Genomic DNA, 19,937 nt, shown 5'->3' with positions numbered 1-19,937 from the left:
CTCCTTGAAACCTGAGCGGCAGAATCTGAAACCTGTTCGTCACTGTACGCGAAATCGATTTCAAGTCGCAAGGCGGCGGCGACTCTTGCTGCACCGAACCTGCACGATTCGGCTTGTCCACAGCGCGTGGGATATGGGCGGTCGGCATCCGGAATACCGTGACAATCTGGTGTTTCGTTCGCAGAATGGAGCCATGGAGATGACCGAGCCGCAGGTGTGGACACTGATCGGCGTGTTCGCCGCCGTGATGATCGGCGCGGTCTCCCTGCTGCTGCGGCAGAACGACCGGACGCTGACGGCACTCACCGGCCAGAGCCAGAACACGCTCGCGGTCCTGACCGGGCAGAACGAGAACACGCTCGCCTCGCTCTCCCGACAGAACGAGAACACGCTCGCCTCGCTCTCCCGCCAGAACGAGAACACGCTCGCCTCGCTCTCCCGACAGAACGAGAACGCGGTAGCCGGGCTCCGCAACGAGATGATCGCGCGCTTCGACGGCTTCCAGATGCAGTTCGATGCCAGGTTCGATCTGCTCGAGAACAAGTTCGACACCCTCGAGGACAAGGTCGACACCCGCCTCGGGTCGATCGACCGGCGACTCGAAGAGCTCGACAAAGAGGTCGCGAATCTGGCGACCCGCTTCTGGGGCTCCTCCTGAGCGAAGGCCGCTCAGGACCGAGGGTTCGCGGGCTGCACCTCGTTGCGCAGCACGACCGTGCGCGCCGGCTGCTTGTCGCCCTTGATGCGCTCGAGCAGCATCCGCGCCGCGGTCACGCCCATGTGGCGGGCGGGCAGTCGCACGACGGTCACGGCACTGGGCGACAGCGTCGTGAACGGCAGCGAGCCGATGACGGCGACCCCCACGTGGGGCGGCGTGAGCCCGTGCTCGGTGAGCACCTGGATCGCGCCGACGCCGATGAGGTTGTTCCCGGCGACGACGGCATCCGGCGGTTCCGGCAGCGAGAGGAGATCCTCCATGGCGGCACGGCCGCCGTCGACGCGGAACGTCTCGAACCGCTGTAGCGCGTCGAGGTCGAGGTCCGGATACGCGGCACCGAGCGCCGTACGCCACCCCGCGGCGCGCTCGGCCGCCGTGTCGATGTGCTCGGGGCCGCCGATGTAGGCGATGCGCCGATACCCCGCGTCGATCAGATCCTTGGTCGCCGACGTCCCGGCGGCGCGGTTCGCCATGACGACCCCGTCGATGTCGTAGGTCGTGCTGCGGTCGACGGCGACGACGGGTCGCCCGGTCGCCAGGATCGTGTCGAGCTTGGTGCCCTCGTCCGCCGTCGCGATGATCACGCCGGACATGTGCTCGGCGATCGCGATCCGGAGGTACGTGGCCTCCTTCTCCATCTGGGCATCGGAGTTGCAGAGCACGACCGAATAGCCGGCTTCGGATGCCACGTCCTCGACGCCGCGGGCCATCTCGGTGAAGTAGGGGTTCTCGATGTCGGGGATCACCAGAGCGATCACCTCGGAGCTCTGGCGGCGCAGGGTGCGTGCCGTGCGATTCGGTGTGAAGCTCAGCTTCTCGGCGGCATCCCGGACCGCGGCGACCTTCTCCTCCGACACGCTCGTGCCGTTGAAGACGCGCGAGACCGTCGCGGGAGAGACTCCCGCGAGTTCTGCGACGTCGTAGATCGTGGCCATGCACCCTCACTGCCTGCCCGGTCGAGCCGGACGTGAAGCAACAGTATCGCGCGCGCAGGCGATCTCTGGAGTTCTGCGCTGAAATCGATTACATTGGCGCCCATGACTTCTGCTTCCTCTGACCTGGCATCCCTCGCAGCGCTGCGATCCGTGCAGACGCGTTCGATCTCGCCGGAGAACTTCGACGGTTCCGCTGGGGGCGGAGGCCGGGCGACCGAGGGCACGGGCGCGGGGAACGCGCGTGACCTCGGCCCCGGCTGGAAGATCTCCCCGAGCATCGACATCAAGGCCGGCGAGACATTCGAGCTCGCGAACATCGAGGGTGCCGGGAAGATCACGCACATCTGGATCACGACGCACACCGACAACTGGCGCACACTGCTGCTGCGTGCCTACTGGGACGGATCCGAGGAGCCGGCGGTCGAGGTGCCGTACGGCGACTTCTTCTGCAACGGCTGGGGCATGTTCGCCCAGGTGAACTCGCAGACGATCGCCGCGAACCCGCACGGCGGCTTCAACTCGTACTGGCCGATGCCGTTCAAGGACGGCGCGCGCCTGACGGTCGAGAACACCTCGGTCGTCGACGTGCGCGTGTACTACCAGGTGACGTACGAGATCGGCGGCGACCACTCGAACGACGCGTACTTCCATGCCCAGTGGCGTCGGTCGAACCCCCTCGAGGACCTCACGCCGCACGTCATCCTCGAGGGGATCGAGGGCCAGGGCCAGTACGTCGGCACGTACATCGCCTGGGGAGTGAACTCCAACGGCTGGTGGGGCGAGGGCGAGATCAAGTTCTACCTCGACGACGACACCGAGTATCCGACGATCTGCGGCACCGGCACCGAGGACTACTTCGGCGGCGCCTGGAACTTCGACATCCCCGGCAGTGGCTACACCGAGTTCTCCACCCCGTATCTCGGGATGCCGCAGGTGATCAGACCGGACGGCCTCTATGTGAGCCAGCAGCGCTTCGGCATGTACCGCTGGCACCTGCTCGATCCGATCCACTTCGCGACCGGCATCCCGAAGGTCGACATCCAGGCCCTCGGCTGGCGGAGCGGCTGGCGCTACCTCCCCTTGCGCGACGACATCGCCTCGACCGCCGTGTTCTACCTCGACCGACCGACCGCGCGGCGTCCGAAGACGCCGACGGCCGACGACCTGGAGGTCCACCTAGGGAGCGCTCCGGTTCCCGACATCGGCGCGACCCCGCCGCGGGCGCCGCAGGACTGACGGCGTCCGGGATGCTCGCGATCGATCCTCAGGCGATCCAGGCCGGGACGCGTCCGCGCAGGAGAGCTGCGTCGAGCGAGAACCGCCCGGCGCCCGTGAAGGCGAGCGCGAGCGCGGCGACGCCGAGCACGGCCACGAACTCGTAGCCGCCCTCGCCGACCCAGAGTCCGGCCGGAAGGTGCACCGCGACGAGGGCGACGGCCATGTCGATCGCGAGGAGGATGCCGACCGGGCGGGTGAAGAACCCGGCGATCAACAGGAGGCCGCCGACGAGCTCGATGAAGGCGACGACCGGTGCCGCGATCTCGGGCAGGGGGATCCCCATGCCCGCGAAGCTGCCGATGGTGCCGGGCAGGGTGTACTCGAAGATCTTCTGCGCACCGTGGGCGGCGAAGACGGATCCGACGACGACGCGGAGGACGAGGAGTCCCAGCGAGGCGGAGGCAGAGGGGCGGGTGGTGTTCGTCATGAGGAGTTCTTCCTTCGTGGCAGGACACGCGCGCGCCAGGCGCGGAGCAGGGGCATTCCCTCCCTCGACGGTATGAAGACGAGCTTTCCGTCTGCTGAGTGCGAGTGCGGGCGCGCCCGTCAGCCCGCTATCCTCCAGACATGCAGCGTGGATTCCGACAGGTCGACGTGTTCGGCGACACCCCCGGCACGGGCAACCCCGTCGCCGTCGTGCTCGATGCCGACGGCCTCGACGACGATGATCTGCGACGGTTCTCGGTGTGGACGAACCTCTCCGAGTGCACCTTCGTGCTGCCGCCGACCGATACCGGCGCGGATTACCGCGTGCGCATCTTCAGCCTGAGCACCGAACTCCCCTTCGCGGGGCATCCGACGCTCGGAACGGCGAGGGCGTGGCTGGATGCCGGCGGCGCGCCGTCGACCCCCGGCACGGTGATCCAGCAGTGCGCCGCGGGCTTGATCCCGGTGCGGGTCGACGGGGAGACGCTCGCCTTCGCCGCGCCGCCCCGGACCCGGTCCGGCCCCGTCGAGCCGGAGCTCGTCGCGGAGCTGGTCGAGATCCTCGGGATCCGCCGCGATCAGGTGGCGGATGCCGAGTGGCTCGACAACGGCCCGGGGTGGGTGGGCCTGCTGCTCGACAGCGCCGAGACCGTCCTCGGCATCCGTCCGGACGCTTCAGGCCATCCCGGGCGCTGGGACATCGGCGTGATCGGCCCGCACGCGGATGGCGCCGACACCGCGTTCGAGCTGCGGGCGTTCTTCACCGACGGCGACGGGCCGCTGCGGGAAGACCCGGTGACGGGCAGCCTGAACGCCGGGGCGGCCGAGTGGCTGCTCGCGACAGGGCGCGCCCACGCCCCCTACCTCGCCGCACAGGGCACGGCCATCGGACGCCGCGGACGGATCCGGATCAGCCGGGAGGCCGATCAGCTCTGGGTCGGCGGACGTGCCGACGTGGTCGTCTCGGGGCTCGTGGAGCTCTGAGCGCTGCCCTCTCCTCTACTTGAGACCTGCCATCTTGATGTTGCCGATGATCTGGCGCTGGAAGATCAGGAACAGGATGATCACCGGTGCCGCCGCCAGCACGGACCCCGCCATGAGCAGCCCCAGCTCGGTGCTGCGCTCCGAGCGGAAGGTCGCCAGGTACTGCTGCAGGACGAACCGCTCGGGCGAGGTGATGGTCAGGATCGGCCAGACATAGGAGTTCCAGTACGCGAGGAACGCCGTGATGCCCATGACCACGAACGGGGGCTTCGACAGCGGCAGGAAGATGCGCACGAAGATGCCGAACCGGCCGCAGCCGTCGAGCATCGCCGCCTCTTCGAGGCTCTTCGGGATGTTCAGGTAGAACTGCCGGATGAAGAACACCATCCCGGCGCTGGCGAGCCCGGGGATCACCAGCACGCCGAGGGTGTCGAGCATGGACAGGCGCGTCACGACGATGAAGCTCGTGAGCAGGATGGTCATGCCCGGGATGAACATCGTCGTGATGACGATCGCCCAGATCGTCCCCTTGAACCGGAAGTCGAGGCGCGCGAAGGCGTAGGCGGCGAGGGAGTTGACCGCCAGGCTGCCGACCGTGAAGAGCACGGCTCCGAAGAACGTCCACAGCAGTGTGCGCAGGAACGTCGGGTCAGCGAGGATCTGCGCGTAGTTCTGCCACAGCCACACCTCGGGGAAGAACTGGAACGGGGTCTCGACGACCTCGGTCTTCGACTTGAATCCCGCGATCACCATCCAGGCGAGCGGGAACAGCGAGGCGACGACGAAGAGCGCGCCGAGGATCACCTTGCCGAGGACGATCAGCCAGCCGCCGGCCGTGCGCGGCGCTCTGCGCTGTGCGCGCGGCTCCTTGCCTGCGAGGACGATGCGGGTGGTCTCCTGCATGACGGCCATCTCAGTCCACCAGCCTCTCGGAGTTGACGAACTTGAACACGAGAGCCGAGATGGTTCCCAGCACCACGAACAGCAGCAGCGCAGCCGCGATCGAATAGCCGACGTTCACGTCGTTGCGGAAGTGGTTGAAGATGAAGAGGTTCGGCAGGGTCGTCGAGTCGAGCGGACCGCCCTGCGTCATGACGAGAGGAAGCTCGAACTGCTGGATCGCCGCGACGAAGCCGGTGATGAGCAGATAGAGCACCACGTTCTTCATCTGCGGGATCGTGATGTACGCGGTCTTCTGCCCCCAGTTCGCGCCCTCCATCGCGGCGGCCTCGTAGTACTCGGTGGGGATGTCGACCATCGCTGCGACCATGATCAGCGAGGTGAGCCCCATGCCGAGCCAGATGGCGGGGACGGCGACCGCGAGCAGCGCCCACTTCGGGTCGCCGATCCACGCGATCGGGTCGACACCGAAGATCCCCAGGAACGCGTTCAGCAGACCGCCCGAGTAGTTGTAGATCAGCACGAAGATGATCGACGTGATCACGGCGGAGATGATGGTCGGGATGTAGATGCTGACCTTGAGGACGCTCGCCGCCCGTCGTGACACCGCCACGACGAGGCTCGCGAACAGGAACGCCAGGATCAGCATCGCGGGCACGGTCATCAGCACGAAGAGGAAGCCGCGCCCGATCGTGGCGATGAACAGCGGGTCCTTCAGGACGTTCGCGTAGTTGCGGATGCCGACGAACTCGGGGTCCTTGTAGAAGCTCCAGTCCTGGAAGGACAGGTATCCGGCGTAGATGGCGGGCCAGATCACGAAGATCCCGAGCAGCACCACCAGCGGCACCAGGAACCAGTAGGCGGTCCGGTTGTCGCGGTACTTGTACCGGTTCTGTCTCTGCCGGATCTCCCGGCGTTCCTGCACAGCCTGACTGGCCATATCCACCTCGTCGCGATCTCAGGGCCGACGCTGTCCGGGGACCGGGACCGCCGGCCCCCGAACAGCGGGCGATGTCAGTTCTTGGGCGCCTTGTCGGGCAGCCCGTCACGGTCGATGACCGTCTGGATCGCGGCGTTGGCCGTGTTGATCGCGTCGTCCGCCGAGGCGGAGCCCTTCATCACGGATTCCATGGCGGTGCCCACGGCGAGGTTCACGTCCCACGGGTAGGTCGCGCCGGCGATCGCATCGGGTGCGATCTCGTCGACGATGATGCTCGACCACGGGGCGTCCGCGGCCTCCTGGCTCGCGGCGACGGCATCCTGCACCGACTGACGGACGGGAACCTTGGTGAACTGGGTGTCGACGAAGAACGGCACGAGGTTCTCCGGGTCTCCGGCGATGGCCCACTCGAGGAACTTCCCGGCGGCCTCGGCGTTCTTGCTCTTGGCATCGACCACCCAGGTGAAGTTGCCCATGGTGGTGGCGGTGCGGCCGTCGGCACCCGGCGCGCTCGGGAACGCGCCGACTCCCGTCTTGGCGAGCAGGTCGGCGTAGTCCGAGCCGATCTCCGACATCATCCACGAACCGGAGACCTTGAAGGCCACCTTCTGCTGACCGAAGTCCTCACCGCCGACGTACGCGGCGAGCGGCTGCTTGGGCATGTATCCCTTGTCCCACAGCTCCTTGTACTGCGCCATGAGCCCGCGATAGCCGTCGTTGTCGATGTCGGGCGCGGCCCAGTCGTCGGTGAGCGCGAGGTGCCCGGCGAAGTTGTACTGCTGTCCGACGGTGGACCAGGCCATGGTCACCGCGTCCTGCGCGGGCGAGATGCAGTACTGGCCGTCCGTGAGCGTCGGCTGGATCTTCGCGCAGGCCGCGAGCAGGTCATCCCAGGTCTCGGGGGCCGCGGAGGAGTCGACGCCGGCGGCGTCGAGCATGTCGGTGTTCCAGAAGAGCACGGTCTGCGGTTCGAGCAGCAGCGGGTAGGCGTAGTGGGTGCCCTCGACCTCGGAGATCGAGGTGGCGGTGTCCATGATCTCGCCGAGCGCGTCTTCGGAGACGATCGAGTCGAGCTCGTGCACCGAGCCGGCGTTGACGAGGTCGAGCAGGTTGGCCGAGCTCGTGTAGACGTCGGGCGCCTTGCCCGCGGCCTGCGCGGCCTTCATCTTCTGATCCCAGGCATCGGCGGGGACCTCGGTGTCGACGACCTTGATGTCGCTCTGCGACTTGTTGAACTGCTTGACGATGTCGGCGTACCACTCGTTCTCGACCGGCGTGAAGCTCCGGTGCCAGAACTGGACCGTGGTGACGCCGTCTTCGCCGCCGTCGCCTCCCGCCGTTCCACCGGGGGTGCCCGCGCCGCAGGCGGCGAGCAGGGAGCCGACCGTCAGCGCGCCGAGAGCGGCGATCGCTGTGCGTCGGGTGCGGGTGGTGATTCTCATCTTGTTCCTCCTCAGGGAACGGACTCCTCATCGAGTCGCTGCTGTGCAGGCCGATCGATCCTCAGTGACCGGGTAGCGCCAGAGTAGGCGAAATCGATTTCATGCGCAAGGGAGATCAACCTTGCGATATTTCAGTCGGCGCGGTCGAGGTCGGCCGAGAACCAGAACACGTTGTACGGGTCCCAGAGCGAGAGCGTGAAGTGGATGCGGCGGCCGTCCTCCGTGACGTAGCGGGGATTCAGGTACGGGGAATACAGCCCCGGATACTCGGATCCGGGCACGAGCTCGATCGCCTCGCCCCACGGCCCCCAGGGCGTGATCCCCTCACGGATGTAGGCGCTGCCGGCATCCGAATACGTCATGATCCACCGCTCCAGGTAGGTCGACCACATCACCGACAGCTCGCCGATCGTGCCCTCGACGATCGTCTCGGCATCCGTCATCTCGTCGCTCCACTGCGGCGCTTCGCCGTCGAGCCCGGCGAAGTACGAGTACGACGACTGGTCCTCGACCGCGGCCTCCGTGGCGCGCACGCGCATCAACTGGACGCCGCCGAACCGGCCGGAGGGGATGGACCAGAAGTAGATCCAGTCCTCACCGCCCTCCGTGACCTGCGCGGTCGCGAACTGGATGAAGTTCGAGTCGCCAGGCCACTCGACGCCGTCGACCGGCGACCAGGTTGTGCCGTCATCCCGCGAGACGATGAGCGCGGAGCGGTTCGCATCCCAGGCGCCCGGCTCGCCCCAGAACTTCACGGACATGTACGAGACGTAGATCGTGTCGCCGATCGCGAAGCCGTAGGTGGGGATCTTCGTCACCTCGCCGCCGGCCCCGTTGGCATCGTGATCGCCTTCGATGAGCGGCCCGGCGAGCCCGATGTCGTCTTCCACCCACCCCTCGAAGTCGATGCCGTCCGTGGGATCGTCGTCGGTGGTCCAGGCGGCGACGTTCGATCTCCAGAAGCCGCCCTGGCCGCCGATGGACTCCGGATCACGCTCGCCGAACGTGTCGCCGAAGAGGAAGAAGGTCTTGTCCCCGACGTTCACCATGGAGCCGAGATCCGTGCCGGCGACCGAGACGGATGCCGTGTCGTTCATGGCATCCGGACCGGTGAGCTGCGCGATCTCGGTGAGCCCCGAGATCCCCTCCAGGACGAAGGGCTTGTCCGGGTCCGGATCCACGCTCGGGGCGCGTCCGCCGGCGCAGCCGGCCAACCCGACGGCGAGAACGACGGATGCCGCGACGACGGTTCGACGGACGACGACTCGAAGGGGTCTTCTGCGACGATGCATGCCACGAATCTAGCGAAATCGATTTCAGATCACTAGGGTCTTCGACATGCCCCTCTCCCCCGAACACGGGTGGCTCCGGCCGTCCGGCGCACCCGATGCCGAGCCCCGCTGGGGCCACCCGGACGGCATCCAGATCGGCATCCCGCCGATCCCCGGCCCCCGAGGCCTGCTCCGTGTCTTCGCCCCTCACCTCGACCATCCGCCCGAGCGGCTCGTCAACTTCATCGCTGTCGAGCCGATCCCCGCAGGCGAGACCCACCGCGGGTTCTCCGAGCTCGAACCCAGCGCCCTCGACCCCGGCGAACGCGGCAAGCGTCTCTGGTCGGCCGAGGAAGCGGATGCCGTCGAGCAGGCCGCCGGGGATCCTCCCGCACGCGGCGTCGTCGAGACCGCCGATGGCATCGAGACCCTGACGGTCTGGATCGGCGTCGAGCGCTTCGACAACGGGGCGGACGTCCGCGTGCGCGTGCGGTTCTTCGCCGACCGTCCGCACGAGGTCGAGGTCGCAGGCTACGCGAACGCGGCATCCGTCCCGCTGTCCCACCTGATCCTCACGGCGACGATGGGCAACTGGGCGCGACTGCGACGGCTGCACCTCGCCGATCGCATCGTGACCGCGGCCGAGCTGTGGCCGGATTTCTCCGGCACGGCCTTCGCCGAGCATGCGCGGTTCCCGTTGTCCGCGCTCGCCCGCGACGGAGAAGCGGCGGTCGTGAGCGCAACCGGTGACGAGGAGGACCCGTGGTCGGTCGAGTACTCCGCCGACACCGCCGAGCACTGGCGCTTCCTCGGCCGCCGCGCCGTGCAGAGCTGGCGGGTCGATGACCCGCACCCCGAGCTCGAGGCCGTCGTGAACGCCCGCTGGTCGTACTGGGCGAGCGCGTCGCCGATCCCCGGCGGTCCGGCCTACGAGAACTTCGAGATCATCGAGCCGTTCCGCCAGGGCGCGGCGTTCCGGTTCTCGGTCGACGAGATCTGACCCGTTCCCTCCTAGGATGAAGGTGACCGTGGAGGGCGGCAGATGTTCGACGAGCGAAGAAGACAGGAAGCGCTCGAGGAACTGGGGATCCTCGACACACCGCGCGATGAGCGCGTTGATCGAGTGGCACGATTGGCCAAGGAGATGTTCGGCGTGCCCATGGTCAGCGTCTCGCTGCTGGACCGCGACCGGCAGTGGCGGAAGTCCGAGATCGGGCTCGGCGGTTCCGAGGCCCCACGCCAGGACTCGTTCTGCGACTACACGGTCAGCCAGGACCGCACCGTCATCGTCGAGGATGCCAGCGCCACCGACCTCTTCGCCGACAACCCGTTCGTCGTCGGCGACCCGCATCTGCGCTTCTACGCCGGTCACCCGCTGCACGCCCCCGGCGGCGAACCGATCGGCACCCTGTGCGTGCTCGACACCGTTCCGCACACCCTGAGCGAGGCGCAACAGGGCCTGCTCCGCGACCTCGCCTTCTGGGTGCAGTCGGAACTCGCGAACGACGCCGAGCTCGACCATGCGGCGGTCATCCAGCGCGCGCTCCGTCCGCAGGAGCACCCCGATGTCCCCGGCTACACGATCGCGGGCGGTGCGGTCTCGCGCGGTCGCATCGCGGGCGACTTCTACGACCTCCGCATGCACCGCGGATCACTGCGCATCACGCTGGCGGATGCCATGGGCAAGGGCACCGGCCCGGCACTCGTGGCGGCCAGCGTGCGCGCGTCGCTGCGCACGGCTCCCGACCGCAGCATCGCCGAGGCGATCGCCGACGCCGACCGGCTGCTGGAGGAGGACCTCGCAGACACGTCGATGTTCGTCACCGCGGTGCACGCCGAGCTGCAGCCGGAGACGGGAGAGCTGCAGGTGATCGATGCCGGACACAGCCTCGCCTTCATCCTGCGCGCCGACGGCTCGTGGGAGCACCTGCGATCGACCAGCCTGCCTCTCGGCATGGGCATGGGCCTCCAGCCGCCCGAGGAGAGGGAGCCGCGCACGACGCGCCTCGACAAGGGCGACTCGTTCGTCTGCTGCAGCGACGGCCTGCTCGACGTGCTCGACCCCGACGACCCGTACGCGCACGTGTACCGCGTGCTGACGACGCTCGGGCCGGACGGCGCGATCCGGGAGGCGCTCCGGCTGTCCTCCGACGAACGGGCCACGGATGACATCACCGTGGTGGTCGTGAGGCGCGAGCCGTGACCGCGCGCTTCGCGACGATCCGCATCCTCGCCCTGCTGTCGGTCCTGCTCGGGGTGAACTACGTCGCCTGGCGCTGGCTCGAGTCGGTGAACTGGTCGGCGTGGTGGATCGCCGTGCCGCTCGTGATCGCCGAGACCTACAGTCTGATCGACACGTTCCTGTTCTGCCTGACGATGTGGAGGGCCCGAGAGCGCCCCGCGCCCGTCTCGCCTCCGCAGGGGACGGTCGACGTGTTCATCACGACGTATGACGAGCCCATCGAGCTCGTCATGACCACCGCCCGCGCCGCGAAGCGGATCGCCTACCCGCACACCACCTGGGTGCTCGACGACGGGTCCCGCCCCGAGCTCGAGGCGGCTGCGCGCGAGGCGGGCCTGGGCTACCTCACGCGCTCGGACGACTGGACCGGCAAACCCCGCCACGCCAAGGCCGGGAACCTCAACAGCGCCCTGTTCCAGACCGATGGGGAGTTCCTGCTCATCCTGGATGCCGATCAGATCCCCGACCCGCTGATCCTGCACCGCACCCTGGGCTACTTCGCCGACGACCCCGAGGTCGCGCTCGTGCAGACGCCGCAGTGGTTCATGAACGTGGACGAGGCCGATCCGCTCGGCAGCCAGGCACCGCTGTTCTACGGGCCGATCCAGCAGGGCAAGGACGGCTGGAACGCCGCCTTCTTCTGCGGGTCGAATGCCGTGCTGCGCCGGGAGGCGCTCATGCAGCTCGGCATCATCGGCTACGTGCGCGAGGTGACCGACTCCGCGGCGAGAGCGCTCCGCACCTCGGAGCAGATGATCGAGAAGGAGATGCGGTCGGCATCCGACCCGCGACTCCGTCGGGAGCTCTCCGCCCTGCAGATCGCGATCCGCCGGGGAAGCCGCAACCTGGCCGACGGCGCCCCCGTCTCCGAGGTCGCGGACGGCGTCAGGGAGGCCGTCGACAACGCCTCGCGGATCCTCATCGCCGACGACCTCGCCGGCATCCGCGCCGACCTCGAGGAACTCGGCGCGCTGCCGATCGCCCATGATGCGCAGCTCGACGCCGTGATCGTCGACGAGGCAGGGCTCGCTGCACTGGCGGCATCCGATCTGTCCCCGATCACGGCGCTCGACACCGTGCGGGCGCTGCTCGACGCTCTGCGACTCGATCGCGGCGACGAGGCGCAGCCGATCCTCCCGCTCGCCACGATCTCGGTGACCGAGGACATGGCGACGGCCATGCAGCTGCATGCGATCGGCTGGCGCAGCGTCTACCACCACGAGATCCTCGCCAAGGGTCTCGCCCCGGAAGACCTGCGCACCATGCTGACCCAGCGACTGCGCTGGGCGCAGGGGACGCTCCAGGTGATGCTGAGGGACAACCCGCTCGCCAAGCGCGGACTGTCGGTCGGCCAGCGTCTCATGTACTTCGCGACGATGTGGAGCTACCTGTCCGGCTTCGCGGCGATCGTGTACCTCACCGCGCCCGTCGTGTACCTCGTCTTCGGCGTGCTGCCCGTGACCGCCTGGTCGGTCGACTTCTTCGCCCGCTTCCTGCCCTACTTCCTCGTGAACCAGCTGCTGTTCCTGTTCGTCGCGAGAGGCGTCAAGACCTGGCGCGGGCAGCAGTACTCGCTCGCGCTGTTCCCGGTGTGGATCCGCGCGTGCACGACCGCCTTCGCCAACGTGGTGCTGGGCCGACCGCTGTCGTTCGCCGTGACGCGCAAGGACGGCCGCGATCCTCGCGGCGTGCCCTGGGGCGAGATCTGGCCGCAGCTCACCGCGATCGTCGTCCTCAGCATCGCACTCGTGATCGGCATCGTCCGGGTGTTCATCGGCACCGCCGACGGGACCGGCACTCTCGTCAACACCGCCTGGGTCCTCTACGACCTCGTCGTCCTCAGCGTCATCATCCAGGCCGCACGGTACCGCGGCCCCGCCGCTCTGATCCTCGAGAAGGAGTCCCATGGATCTCAACAGTGAAGCCCGCGACGGATACGCCGTCATCGCACTCGGCGGTCGACTCACGGCGACCGGAGCTCCCCTGCTCCGCAACGCGGTCGGCGATCTGATCACCGCCGGTGAATCGCGGATCGTCATCGACATGGTCGACCTGCAGTTCGTCGACTCTTCGGGCCTCGGAGCCCTCGTCGGCGGGCTCAAGAGCGCGCGCGTCGCCGGAGGCGATCTGCGGATCGCCGCGGTTCCGGATGCCGTGCGCACGGTGCTGCGCCTGACGAACCTCGACCGTGTCCTGCGCGACTACCCCACGCCGGAATCGGCGTTCGATGGACGCTGACGCCCACGTCATCCGACTCGACGGGCCGGCGCGGCTCGCCCTCGTCGATGGCGTGCTCGATGCGCTCGACGCCGCGTGGGCGGCGGCATCGCATGTCCCGGACCTGGACCGCACCCTGTTCACGCTGGCCGTGAGCGAGGTGGCCACGAACATGGTGCAGCACAGCGACGGGCCGACCGACGTGCAGCTGCGCGTCGACATCCGCATCGCCGCAGACGATCTCACCGCGACCCTGGTCGACACGGCCCCTCCGGCATCGATCGACTGGCACGACGTCGCCATGCCCGACGCGGAGAGCGAGAGCGGGCGCGGGCTCGCGCTCGCGCAGACCGTGCTCGACGAGTTCGTGCACACCTACGATGACGGCGGCAACACCTGGGTCCTCCGGCGTCTGCTCGGCACCCCGGACTGAATCGGCTCGCCGTCACCCGGCCCGGTCGGAGCTCATCGCGAGGGCCGCGGGACCACCAGCGGAGAGCCCGTGTGCGGGTCGGGGATGATGGTGCACGGCAGCCCGAAGACCTCCTCGATCAGCTGCTCGGTCATCACCTCATCCGGGGCTCCCGCGGCGATCACGCGCCCCTCGCGCATCACGATCAGATGGTCGGCGTAGCGCGCCGCCTGATTCAGGTCGTGCAGCACGGCCACGAGGGTGCGATCGCCCTCGTCGTGCAGACGTCGCAGCAGCTCGAGCAGCTCGTACTGATGCGCGATGTCGAGGAACGTGGTCGGCTCGTCGAGCAGCAGCAGCGGCGTCTCCTGCGCGAGCACCATGGCCACCCACACCCTCTGGCGCTGTCCCCCGGAGAGCTCCTCGACCTGCCGTGCGGCGAGGTCGGCGGTGTTGGTCGCAGCCAGAGCCTGGGCAACGGCGTTCTCGTCGCTCGTCGTCCACTGCCGGAACACTCCCTGATGCGGATGCCGCCCTCGCGCCACGAGATCGGCGACCGTGATGCCCTCGGGGGCGATCGAGCTCTGGGGCAGCAGCCCCAGTCGACGGGCGACCTCCTTCGCCGGCAACTCGGCTATCTCCCGGCCGTCGAGCAGGATGGAGCCCGCAGACGGCTTCATCACCCGGGCGAGCGCGCGCAGGAGGGTCGACTTGCCGCACGCATTCGGCCCGATGACCACAGTGAACGATCCGGTCGGGATGTCGACCGTCAGTCCGTCGGCGATCACACGTCGGTCGTAGCCGAGAGTGACGTCCTTCGCGGACAGTCGCGGGTCGGACCCGCGCTCCACGCCCACCAGGGGCACAGCGGTGTCGGTCATCGTCTTCTCGCCTCCGAGATCAGCAGCCAGATGAGGTACGCGCCGCCGAGGGCGACGGTGATCACGCCGACCGGGAGCTGCGACGGCGCGAAGATCCGCTGGGCGATCAGATCGCTCACGACGAGCAGCAGCGCTCCCATCGCCGCCGAGGCCGACAGCGTGACGCCGGCGGAGCGGGTCAGCCGCCGCGCCAGCTGCGGGGCGGCGAGCGACACGAAGGCGATCGGTCCGGCTGCCGCGGTGGCCGTCGCCGTGAAGGCGACGCCCAGCACCACCAGCCGGAGCCGCACGCGCCCGGTGCGCACGCCGAACGCGACCGCCGCGTCATCCCCGACCTCGAGCGCATGCATGCCGCGCGACAGCATGGCGGCGACGATCCACAGCACGACGAGGACTGCGACGGCGGGTGCCGCCTGCGGCCACCCGACCACGTTGAGCGATCCGCTCCCCCACGCCGATGCGGCGAGAGCGATGTTCAGGTCGGTGTCGAGGATGACCCAGGTGCTGACGGAGGCGAGCATCGCGGAGACGGCGATGCCCACGATGATCAACCGGAATCCCTGGAACCCGCGTCGGTAGGCCAGCACGTACACGAGCAGCGCGGTGACGAGTCCGCCGGCGAGCGCCCCGCCCGCGACAGCGAGGTATCCGGTGCCGACGGTCGTGATGATCAGCAGGGCGCCGACGTACGCACCCGAATCGAAGCCGATGATGTCGGGGCTGCCGAGCGGATTGCGGGTCAGCGACTGGAAGATCGCTCCGGCGGTGCCGAGTGCGGCGCCCAGCGCGAGGGCGAGCAGCACGCGCGGCATCCGCCATCCCCAGACCACCAGCTGCGAGCGGGAGTCGCCGAAGCCGAAGACGGTGGCGACGACGTCGGGGATCGGCACGACGTAGTCGCCGACGCCGAGGCTCACGACGGCGACCGCCGCCGCAGCGAGGACCAGTGCTGTCACGACCACCACGGGGCGACGTCGGACGAGGATGCTGACGCCGCCGTTCCTCGATCGGAGCAGCCAGGTGCGGTACCCGCGCTCGACGTGCACGCTCACAGGGCGCTCGCCCCTCGGCGGCGGACGAGCATGATCAGCACCGGCGCCCCGACGAAGGCGGTGACGATGCCGACAGGCAGTTCGCCGCTGCGCAGCACGACGCGGCCGACGATGTCGCTCGCGAGCACGAGCACGGGTGCGGCGATCAGGCTCCCGGCGAAGATCCAGCGCTGGTCCGGCCCGGTGAACCAGCGCACGGCGTGCGGCACCATGAGACCGACGAAGCCGATCGGCCCGGCGACAGCGGTCGCGGCGGCGCACAGCAGCGTCGCCGCGATGATCGCGAGCACGCGGGTGCGCACGATCCGCGACCCCAGCGACACGGCGAGGTCGTCGCCCAGCGCGACCGCGTTCAACGGCCGCGCCACCGCGAAGGCGAGCACGAACCCGACGAGCAGGAACGGCAGCACCCATCCGATCTGCTCGGACGGCACGCTGGCGATGCTCCCGGCGTTCCAGCCGCGCATGCGGTCGAAGACCTCCGGGAGCAGGAGCGTGATGCCCGAGGTGATGCCGCTGAGGAACGCCCCGATCGCGACGCCGGCGAGGGTGATCCGCAGCGGGTCGACGCCGCGACGGCCGGAGGCGCCGATCGCCCACACCGCGAACGTCGTGGCGACCGCACCGAGGAGCGCGAACCAGATCGTGCCCGACAGGGTGGTGATGCCGAAGGCCGCCGCACCCGCGGCCACGGCGAACGCCGCGCCCGCGTTCACCCCGAGGATGCCGGGGTCGGCCAGCGGGTTCCGCGTGAATGCCTGCATCAGGGCGCCGGCGATGCCGAGCGCGGCACCGACGAGGATGCCGAGCGCTGTCCGTGGTCCGCGAAGGTCACGGATGATCGTCCACGCCTCGGTGTCGGTGCCCTGGAGAGCAGCGACGATCTGCTCGATCGAGAGCCGCTGGGAGCCGATCGTGAAGCTCAGCAGGATGCAGACGGCGAGCGCGCCGACCGCGAGCGCGAAGCCCAGCATCCGCCGCCGGCGCGAGACCGAGATCGCGGCCCGCGCACTGTCGACGGCCTCGCTCGTCAGCACAGCGGGCGCGGCGACCGCCGCCGCCGGCGCGAGCTCAGAGGCCGTGAGCCTCAAGAGTGGCCTCGTACTCGTCTTCGACCTCTTCGACATCGCGCGTCTCGTCGTCCCACATCGCGCTGAGCTGCTTCCGGACCGTGTCGGGGAGCGCCTCGAAGCGCTCGCTCCACTGCTCCGAGTTCGCGGTCCAGTACCCGACGACCTTGTACGCCGTCGACGGCAGCCTCAGCTCGTGCCGCAGGTGCTTGCGCACCCCGCGGGTCACACGCGTCTCTCCCGCGACCCAGACGTAGCCCGGCTCGCGCGGGAATTCGCTCGCGCGCACGATGTCCTCGACGCGGCTCGGACCATGGCCGTTGCCGCCGTGCACCCAGGTGAGCTCGACGTCGGCGGGCAGATCGACGTGCTGCTCGTCGGCCGGCTCGCCGACCTCCAGCACCACTCGCGTGCGCACGCCCGCCGGCGCCTGCTCGGCCAGGCGCAGTGCGGCGGGGAGCCCCGTCGCGTCGGCGACGAGCAGCTGCCAGCGGATGCCCTCGGGCGGGTCGTACAGACCGCGCGGGGTGTTCACTCCGACGATGTGGCCCGGCCGGGCACCCAGTGCCCAGGTCGCGGCGATCCCACCCTCGTGCACGACGAAGTCGATCACGAGACGACCGAACACGGCATCCCACGACCTCACCGTGTAGGTGCGCACCTCGGTGGAGTCGACGCCGTCGGGGAACTCCCAGTAGCCGTCCTCGGTCGGCGAGGGGAGCACGGGCTCCTCGTGGCCGGTCTTCGGCAGGAACAGCCGCAGATACTCGTCGCCGACACCCGAGGAGAGGAAGCCCTCGAGCCCGTCGCCGGCGAAGACGATGCGGACCATCCCTGGCGTCAGACGCTCGACCTCGACGACTTCGACGCGATGGACGCGGTTCACCTCGGGGCGGCTCACGGGAGCAGCGCCTTGCGCACGACCTCGAGCAGACCGTCCTGGCCGCTCGGCGAGCCGTAGCTCATCTCGTAGTTGTAGGCGTGGACCTCGCCGTTCACGATCGCGGGGAGCGCGGTCCAGAGCGGGTTCGCCTGCAGGGCCTCCTCGTCGGTGATCAGACCGGAGCCGTCTTCACTCACCCCGGTGAAGATGACATCGATGTCGGCGAGCTGTCCCACCTGCTCCATGCTGAGGGACGTGCCGTCGCTGTCGGGCTTTCCGTCGCCGTCGCCGTCGGCGAGCGGGCTGATCTCGAGGCCGAGATCGGCGAAGACCAGGCAGGAGATGCTGTAGCAGCCGACGTTGATCTGACCTTCCCAGAACGAGATGTCGGCGACGACCGGGGCGACGCCCGCGGCGTCGAGCTGCTCCTTGACCTCGGCGACGCGCGCCGCGTAGTCGTCGAGCCAGGCCTGGGCCTGCTTCTCGCGGCCGAGGTCCGCGGCCAGAGCCTCGAACTTGTCGCGCCAGTCGCCGCCGTCGAAGGCGTTGTACGTGTAGGTGGGGGCGATCGGCGTGAGCTTGTCGTGCAGATCGGTCTCGTAGCCGATGCCGTTGAGGATGAAGTCCGGACCGACCTCGAGGATGTGCTCGAGGTTGAACTCCGGGTAGTTGTGGAACCCCTTGATGCCCTCGAGCTCCTCCTGCGGGAAGTAGCTCGGGAACGCGTCCCAGTCGTCGCGGATCGGCTGCTCGGCGGCCAGCGGGTATCCGAGGGTGATCAGGATGTCGACGTCGGTCGTGTAGAAGCCGAGCGCCGCCTGGGGTTCGGTCGGCACGGTGACCTCTCCGAACTCGGTGTCGATGGTGAGGGTCTCGCCGCCCGCTTCACCGGCCTGTGCGGACGCGCACGAGGTGAGCAGGAACACGGCACCGGTCGCGAGAGCGACGGCGCGGAGACGACGGGTGCGGGAGGGCGTCATGAACGGACTTTCGATTCGGGGAGGGGATTAGCTGAGGCTTACCTAAGTGCCTCATCGATCATCCCTCTTGTCCATGTCGCGAAACTGTCAGGGAATGTCGCGAGAGAGACGAATCAGAGCGCGGACACCGCGAATGCTCCCGGCGTCGTCCCCAATTCCCGACGGAACGCCTGCACGAAGGCGCTCGACCGCGCGTACCCGACACGTCTCCCGACCATGGCGACCGGAAGCCCCTCGGCCAGCATCACGATCGCCGCGAGCATCCGCGCCCGGGTGCGCCACTCGGCGAAGGAGAGGCCGGAATCGCGGCGGAACAAGCGTGCGAGATGCCGCTCGCTTGCGCCGACGACGGCGCCCCATTCCTGCAGCGTGCGCGCATCGGCCGGATCCTGCTGCACCGCCTCCGCGATCCGCCTCGCCCGATCGTCGTCGGGCAGGGTCAGGGTGAGATGAAGCAGCTCCGCGCGATGGAGCAGGCGGGGCACGAGCTGCTCCGCAAGCCGACGCGTCTCGTCGGCCATGTCCTGTGTCGCGAGCTCATCGAGGAGCGCACGGGCGGCCATCGGGATGCCGACGCCGCCGACCCCCTCTCGCGGCGGGGAGCCGATGCCCGGTGCGAGGAACGTGCACGAGAACTCCGTGCCCTTCGACGCAGTCACACGATGCGGTTCGCCTGCCGGGATCCAGAGGCCGACGGTCCACGGGACGGCGTGGAAGCCGACGGCTGTCTCGACGACGAGAGACCCGCGTGCCGACCACAGCAGCTCATCGGCGTCGTGCCGGTGCCAGTCCCATTCCTCGGCCGCAGTGATCGCGAAGGGGCTCGTGCTGATCCCGGTCACGCCGACCGGGACGTCGAGCGCGTCGCTCAGTTCCCGCGCGGGTTCCACAGCATGACCTCTGTGGAACGGCGGATGCGGCGGCCGGAGGGCATCGGCACCACGCCGGTGGAGCCCGCGGCGAACACGCGCACGCCGGGACGGCTCTCGCGCTCGGCGCGCAGCGCCGCGTCGAGCTGGGCGACTCGGGCGCGCAGCATCCGATTCTCATCCTCGAGGTCGAGGAGGCGCGCGATCGCGGGGAGGCTGACACCCTGGGAGGAGAGCTCGGCCACTTCGCGGAGCTGCTCGATGTTGCGGGTCGAGTACCGGCGTGAACCGCCGGAGGTGCGGCCGGGCACCACGAGGCCGATGCGGTCGTACTGCCGCAGCGTCTGCGGGTGCATGCCCGCGAGCTCGGCGGCGACGGCGATCGCGAACACCGGGGTGTCGGCGTCCATGCCACGTTCAGCCATGGATGCTCACCT

General features: G+C 68.9%; 21 protein-coding genes. 8 read left to right on the top strand and 13 right to left on the bottom strand.

Annotation, left to right across the window (positions count from 1 at the left end):
• The first annotated feature begins 193 nt into the window (after nt 1-193).
• On the top strand, nt 194-658 hold the full coding sequence (locus LBN7_RS11590) for a hypothetical protein (RefSeq protein WP_407359703.1): 465 nt from the start codon (nt 194-196) through the stop codon (nt 656-658).
• Between the two features lie 11 nt (nt 659-669).
• On the opposite strand, the gene LBN7_RS11585 is transcribed toward LBN7_RS11590, so the two are convergent.
• On the bottom strand, nt 670-1,653 hold the full coding sequence (locus tag LBN7_RS11585) for a LacI family DNA-binding transcriptional regulator (RefSeq protein WP_116633705.1): 984 nt from the start codon (nt 1,651-1,653) through the stop codon (nt 670-672).
• Between the two features lie 102 nt (nt 1,654-1,755).
• Here LBN7_RS11585 and LBN7_RS11580 point away from each other — a divergent pair, with 102 nt between their 5' ends.
• Nucleotides 1,756-2,889, top strand: a complete 1,134-nt coding sequence (locus tag LBN7_RS11580; RefSeq protein ID WP_407359702.1) for a glycoside hydrolase family 172 protein — start codon at nt 1,756-1,758, stop codon at nt 2,887-2,889.
• A 28-nt stretch (nt 2,890-2,917) separates the two neighbouring features.
• On the opposite strand, the gene LBN7_RS11575 is transcribed toward LBN7_RS11580, so the two are convergent.
• Nucleotides 2,918-3,358 (bottom strand): DoxX family protein, encoded by a 441-nt coding sequence (locus tag LBN7_RS11575; protein ID WP_407359701.1) that lies wholly within the window; start codon nt 3,356-3,358, stop codon nt 2,918-2,920.
• Between the two features lie 140 nt (nt 3,359-3,498).
• Between LBN7_RS11575 and LBN7_RS11570 the strand changes: the two genes are divergently transcribed.
• Entirely contained in the window at nt 3,499-4,341 is an 843-nt protein-coding gene (locus LBN7_RS11570) for a PhzF family phenazine biosynthesis protein (protein WP_407359700.1), read from the top strand.
• A gap of 15 nt (nt 4,342-4,356) precedes the next feature.
• On the opposite strand, the gene LBN7_RS11565 is transcribed toward LBN7_RS11570, so the two are convergent.
• The 4 genes from LBN7_RS11565 to LBN7_RS11550 form a co-directional block, all read right to left on the bottom strand.
• Nucleotides 4,357-5,244 (bottom strand): carbohydrate ABC transporter permease, encoded by an 888-nt coding sequence (locus tag LBN7_RS11565; protein WP_407359699.1) that lies wholly within the window; start codon nt 5,242-5,244, stop codon nt 4,357-4,359.
• A gap of 10 nt (nt 5,245-5,254) precedes the next feature.
• On the bottom strand, nt 5,255-6,181 hold the full coding sequence (locus LBN7_RS11560; RefSeq protein ID WP_116633699.1) for a carbohydrate ABC transporter permease: 927 nt from the start codon (nt 6,179-6,181) through the stop codon (nt 5,255-5,257).
• A gap of 74 nt (nt 6,182-6,255) precedes the next feature.
• A complete protein-coding gene (locus tag LBN7_RS11555) occupies nt 6,256-7,623 on the bottom strand; it encodes an extracellular solute-binding protein (RefSeq protein ID WP_116633698.1) in 1,368 nt (455 codons plus the stop codon).
• Nucleotides 7,624-7,754: 131 nt separating this feature from the next.
• Nucleotides 7,755-8,915, bottom strand: a complete 1,161-nt coding sequence (locus tag LBN7_RS11550) for a DUF4185 domain-containing protein (RefSeq protein ID WP_407359698.1) — start codon at nt 8,913-8,915, stop codon at nt 7,755-7,757.
• A gap of 46 nt (nt 8,916-8,961) precedes the next feature.
• Here LBN7_RS11550 and LBN7_RS11545 point away from each other — a divergent pair, with 46 nt between their 5' ends.
• Genes LBN7_RS11545 through LBN7_RS11525 form a run of 5 tightly spaced genes read left to right on the top strand, consistent with a single transcriptional unit; the run spans nt 8,962 to nt 13,786 of the window.
• A complete protein-coding gene (locus LBN7_RS11545) occupies nt 8,962-9,894 on the top strand; it encodes a hypothetical protein (RefSeq protein ID WP_407359697.1) in 933 nt (310 codons plus the stop codon).
• A 42-nt stretch (nt 9,895-9,936) separates the two neighbouring features.
• On the top strand, nt 9,937-11,097 hold the full coding sequence (locus LBN7_RS11540; protein ID WP_116633696.1) for a PP2C family protein-serine/threonine phosphatase: 1,161 nt from the start codon (nt 9,937-9,939) through the stop codon (nt 11,095-11,097).
• Nucleotides 11,094-13,058, top strand: coding sequence for a glycosyltransferase family 2 protein (locus tag LBN7_RS11535; protein ID WP_116633695.1), 1,965 nt, complete (start codon nt 11,094-11,096; stop codon nt 13,056-13,058). The genes LBN7_RS11540 and LBN7_RS11535 overlap by 4 nt, the downstream gene beginning before the upstream one ends.
• Nucleotides 13,042-13,374 carry an STAS domain-containing protein gene (locus LBN7_RS11530; protein ID WP_116633694.1) on the top strand — a complete coding sequence of 111 codons (333 nt, stop codon included), beginning with the start codon at nt 13,042-13,044 and terminating at the stop codon, nt 13,372-13,374. The genes LBN7_RS11535 and LBN7_RS11530 overlap by 17 nt, the downstream gene beginning before the upstream one ends.
• Nucleotides 13,364-13,786 carry an ATP-binding protein gene (locus tag LBN7_RS11525; RefSeq protein ID WP_407359696.1) on the top strand — a complete coding sequence of 141 codons (423 nt, stop codon included), beginning with the start codon at nt 13,364-13,366 and terminating at the stop codon, nt 13,784-13,786. Before LBN7_RS11530 ends, LBN7_RS11525 begins: the two co-directional genes overlap by 11 nt.
• A gap of 32 nt (nt 13,787-13,818) precedes the next feature.
• Here LBN7_RS11525 and LBN7_RS11520 read toward each other — a convergent pair whose 3' ends face one another.
• The 7 genes from LBN7_RS11520 to LBN7_RS11490 all read right to left on the bottom strand — a co-directional run bounded on the left by LBN7_RS11520 (nt 13,819) and on the right by LBN7_RS11490 (nt 19,925).
• Nucleotides 13,819-14,646, bottom strand: coding sequence for an ABC transporter ATP-binding protein (locus tag LBN7_RS11520; protein ID WP_341947270.1), 828 nt, complete (start codon nt 14,644-14,646; stop codon nt 13,819-13,821).
• Nucleotides 14,643-15,698 (bottom strand): iron chelate uptake ABC transporter family permease subunit, encoded by a 1,056-nt coding sequence (locus LBN7_RS11515; RefSeq protein ID WP_341947269.1) that lies wholly within the window; start codon nt 15,696-15,698, stop codon nt 14,643-14,645. Before LBN7_RS11515 ends, LBN7_RS11520 begins: the two co-directional genes overlap by 4 nt.
• Nucleotides 15,695-16,789 (bottom strand): FecCD family ABC transporter permease, encoded by a 1,095-nt coding sequence (locus LBN7_RS11510; RefSeq protein WP_407359695.1) that lies wholly within the window; start codon nt 16,787-16,789, stop codon nt 15,695-15,697. Before LBN7_RS11510 ends, LBN7_RS11515 begins: the two co-directional genes overlap by 4 nt.
• Nucleotides 16,770-17,669 carry a siderophore-interacting protein gene (locus LBN7_RS11505; protein WP_407359694.1) on the bottom strand — a complete coding sequence of 300 codons (900 nt, stop codon included), beginning with the start codon at nt 17,667-17,669 and terminating at the stop codon, nt 16,770-16,772. The genes LBN7_RS11510 and LBN7_RS11505 overlap by 20 nt, the downstream gene beginning before the upstream one ends.
• The gene (locus LBN7_RS11500; protein ID WP_407359693.1) at nt 17,666-18,631 is read right to left on the bottom strand and encodes an ABC transporter substrate-binding protein; all 966 of its coding nucleotides are present in this window, start codon (nt 18,629-18,631) and stop codon (nt 17,666-17,668) included. The genes LBN7_RS11505 and LBN7_RS11500 overlap by 4 nt, the downstream gene beginning before the upstream one ends.
• 113 nt (nt 18,632-18,744) lie before the next feature.
• Nucleotides 18,745-19,521, bottom strand: a complete 777-nt coding sequence (locus LBN7_RS11495) for a helix-turn-helix domain-containing protein (protein ID WP_407359692.1) — start codon at nt 19,519-19,521, stop codon at nt 18,745-18,747.
• Nucleotides 19,500-19,925 (bottom strand): heat shock protein transcriptional repressor HspR, encoded by a 426-nt coding sequence (locus LBN7_RS11490; RefSeq protein ID WP_116633688.1) that lies wholly within the window; start codon nt 19,923-19,925, stop codon nt 19,500-19,502. The genes LBN7_RS11495 and LBN7_RS11490 overlap by 22 nt, the downstream gene beginning before the upstream one ends.
• Nucleotides 19,926-19,937: the final 12 nt, after the last annotated feature.

Source organism: Microbacterium sp. LBN7, from assembly GCF_045690345.1.
GTDB lineage: Bacteria > Actinomycetota > Actinomycetes > Actinomycetales > Microbacteriaceae > Microbacterium.
The sequence above is the reverse complement of the archived record's forward strand: the minus strand, read 5'-3'. Positions and strand labels throughout refer to the sequence as shown.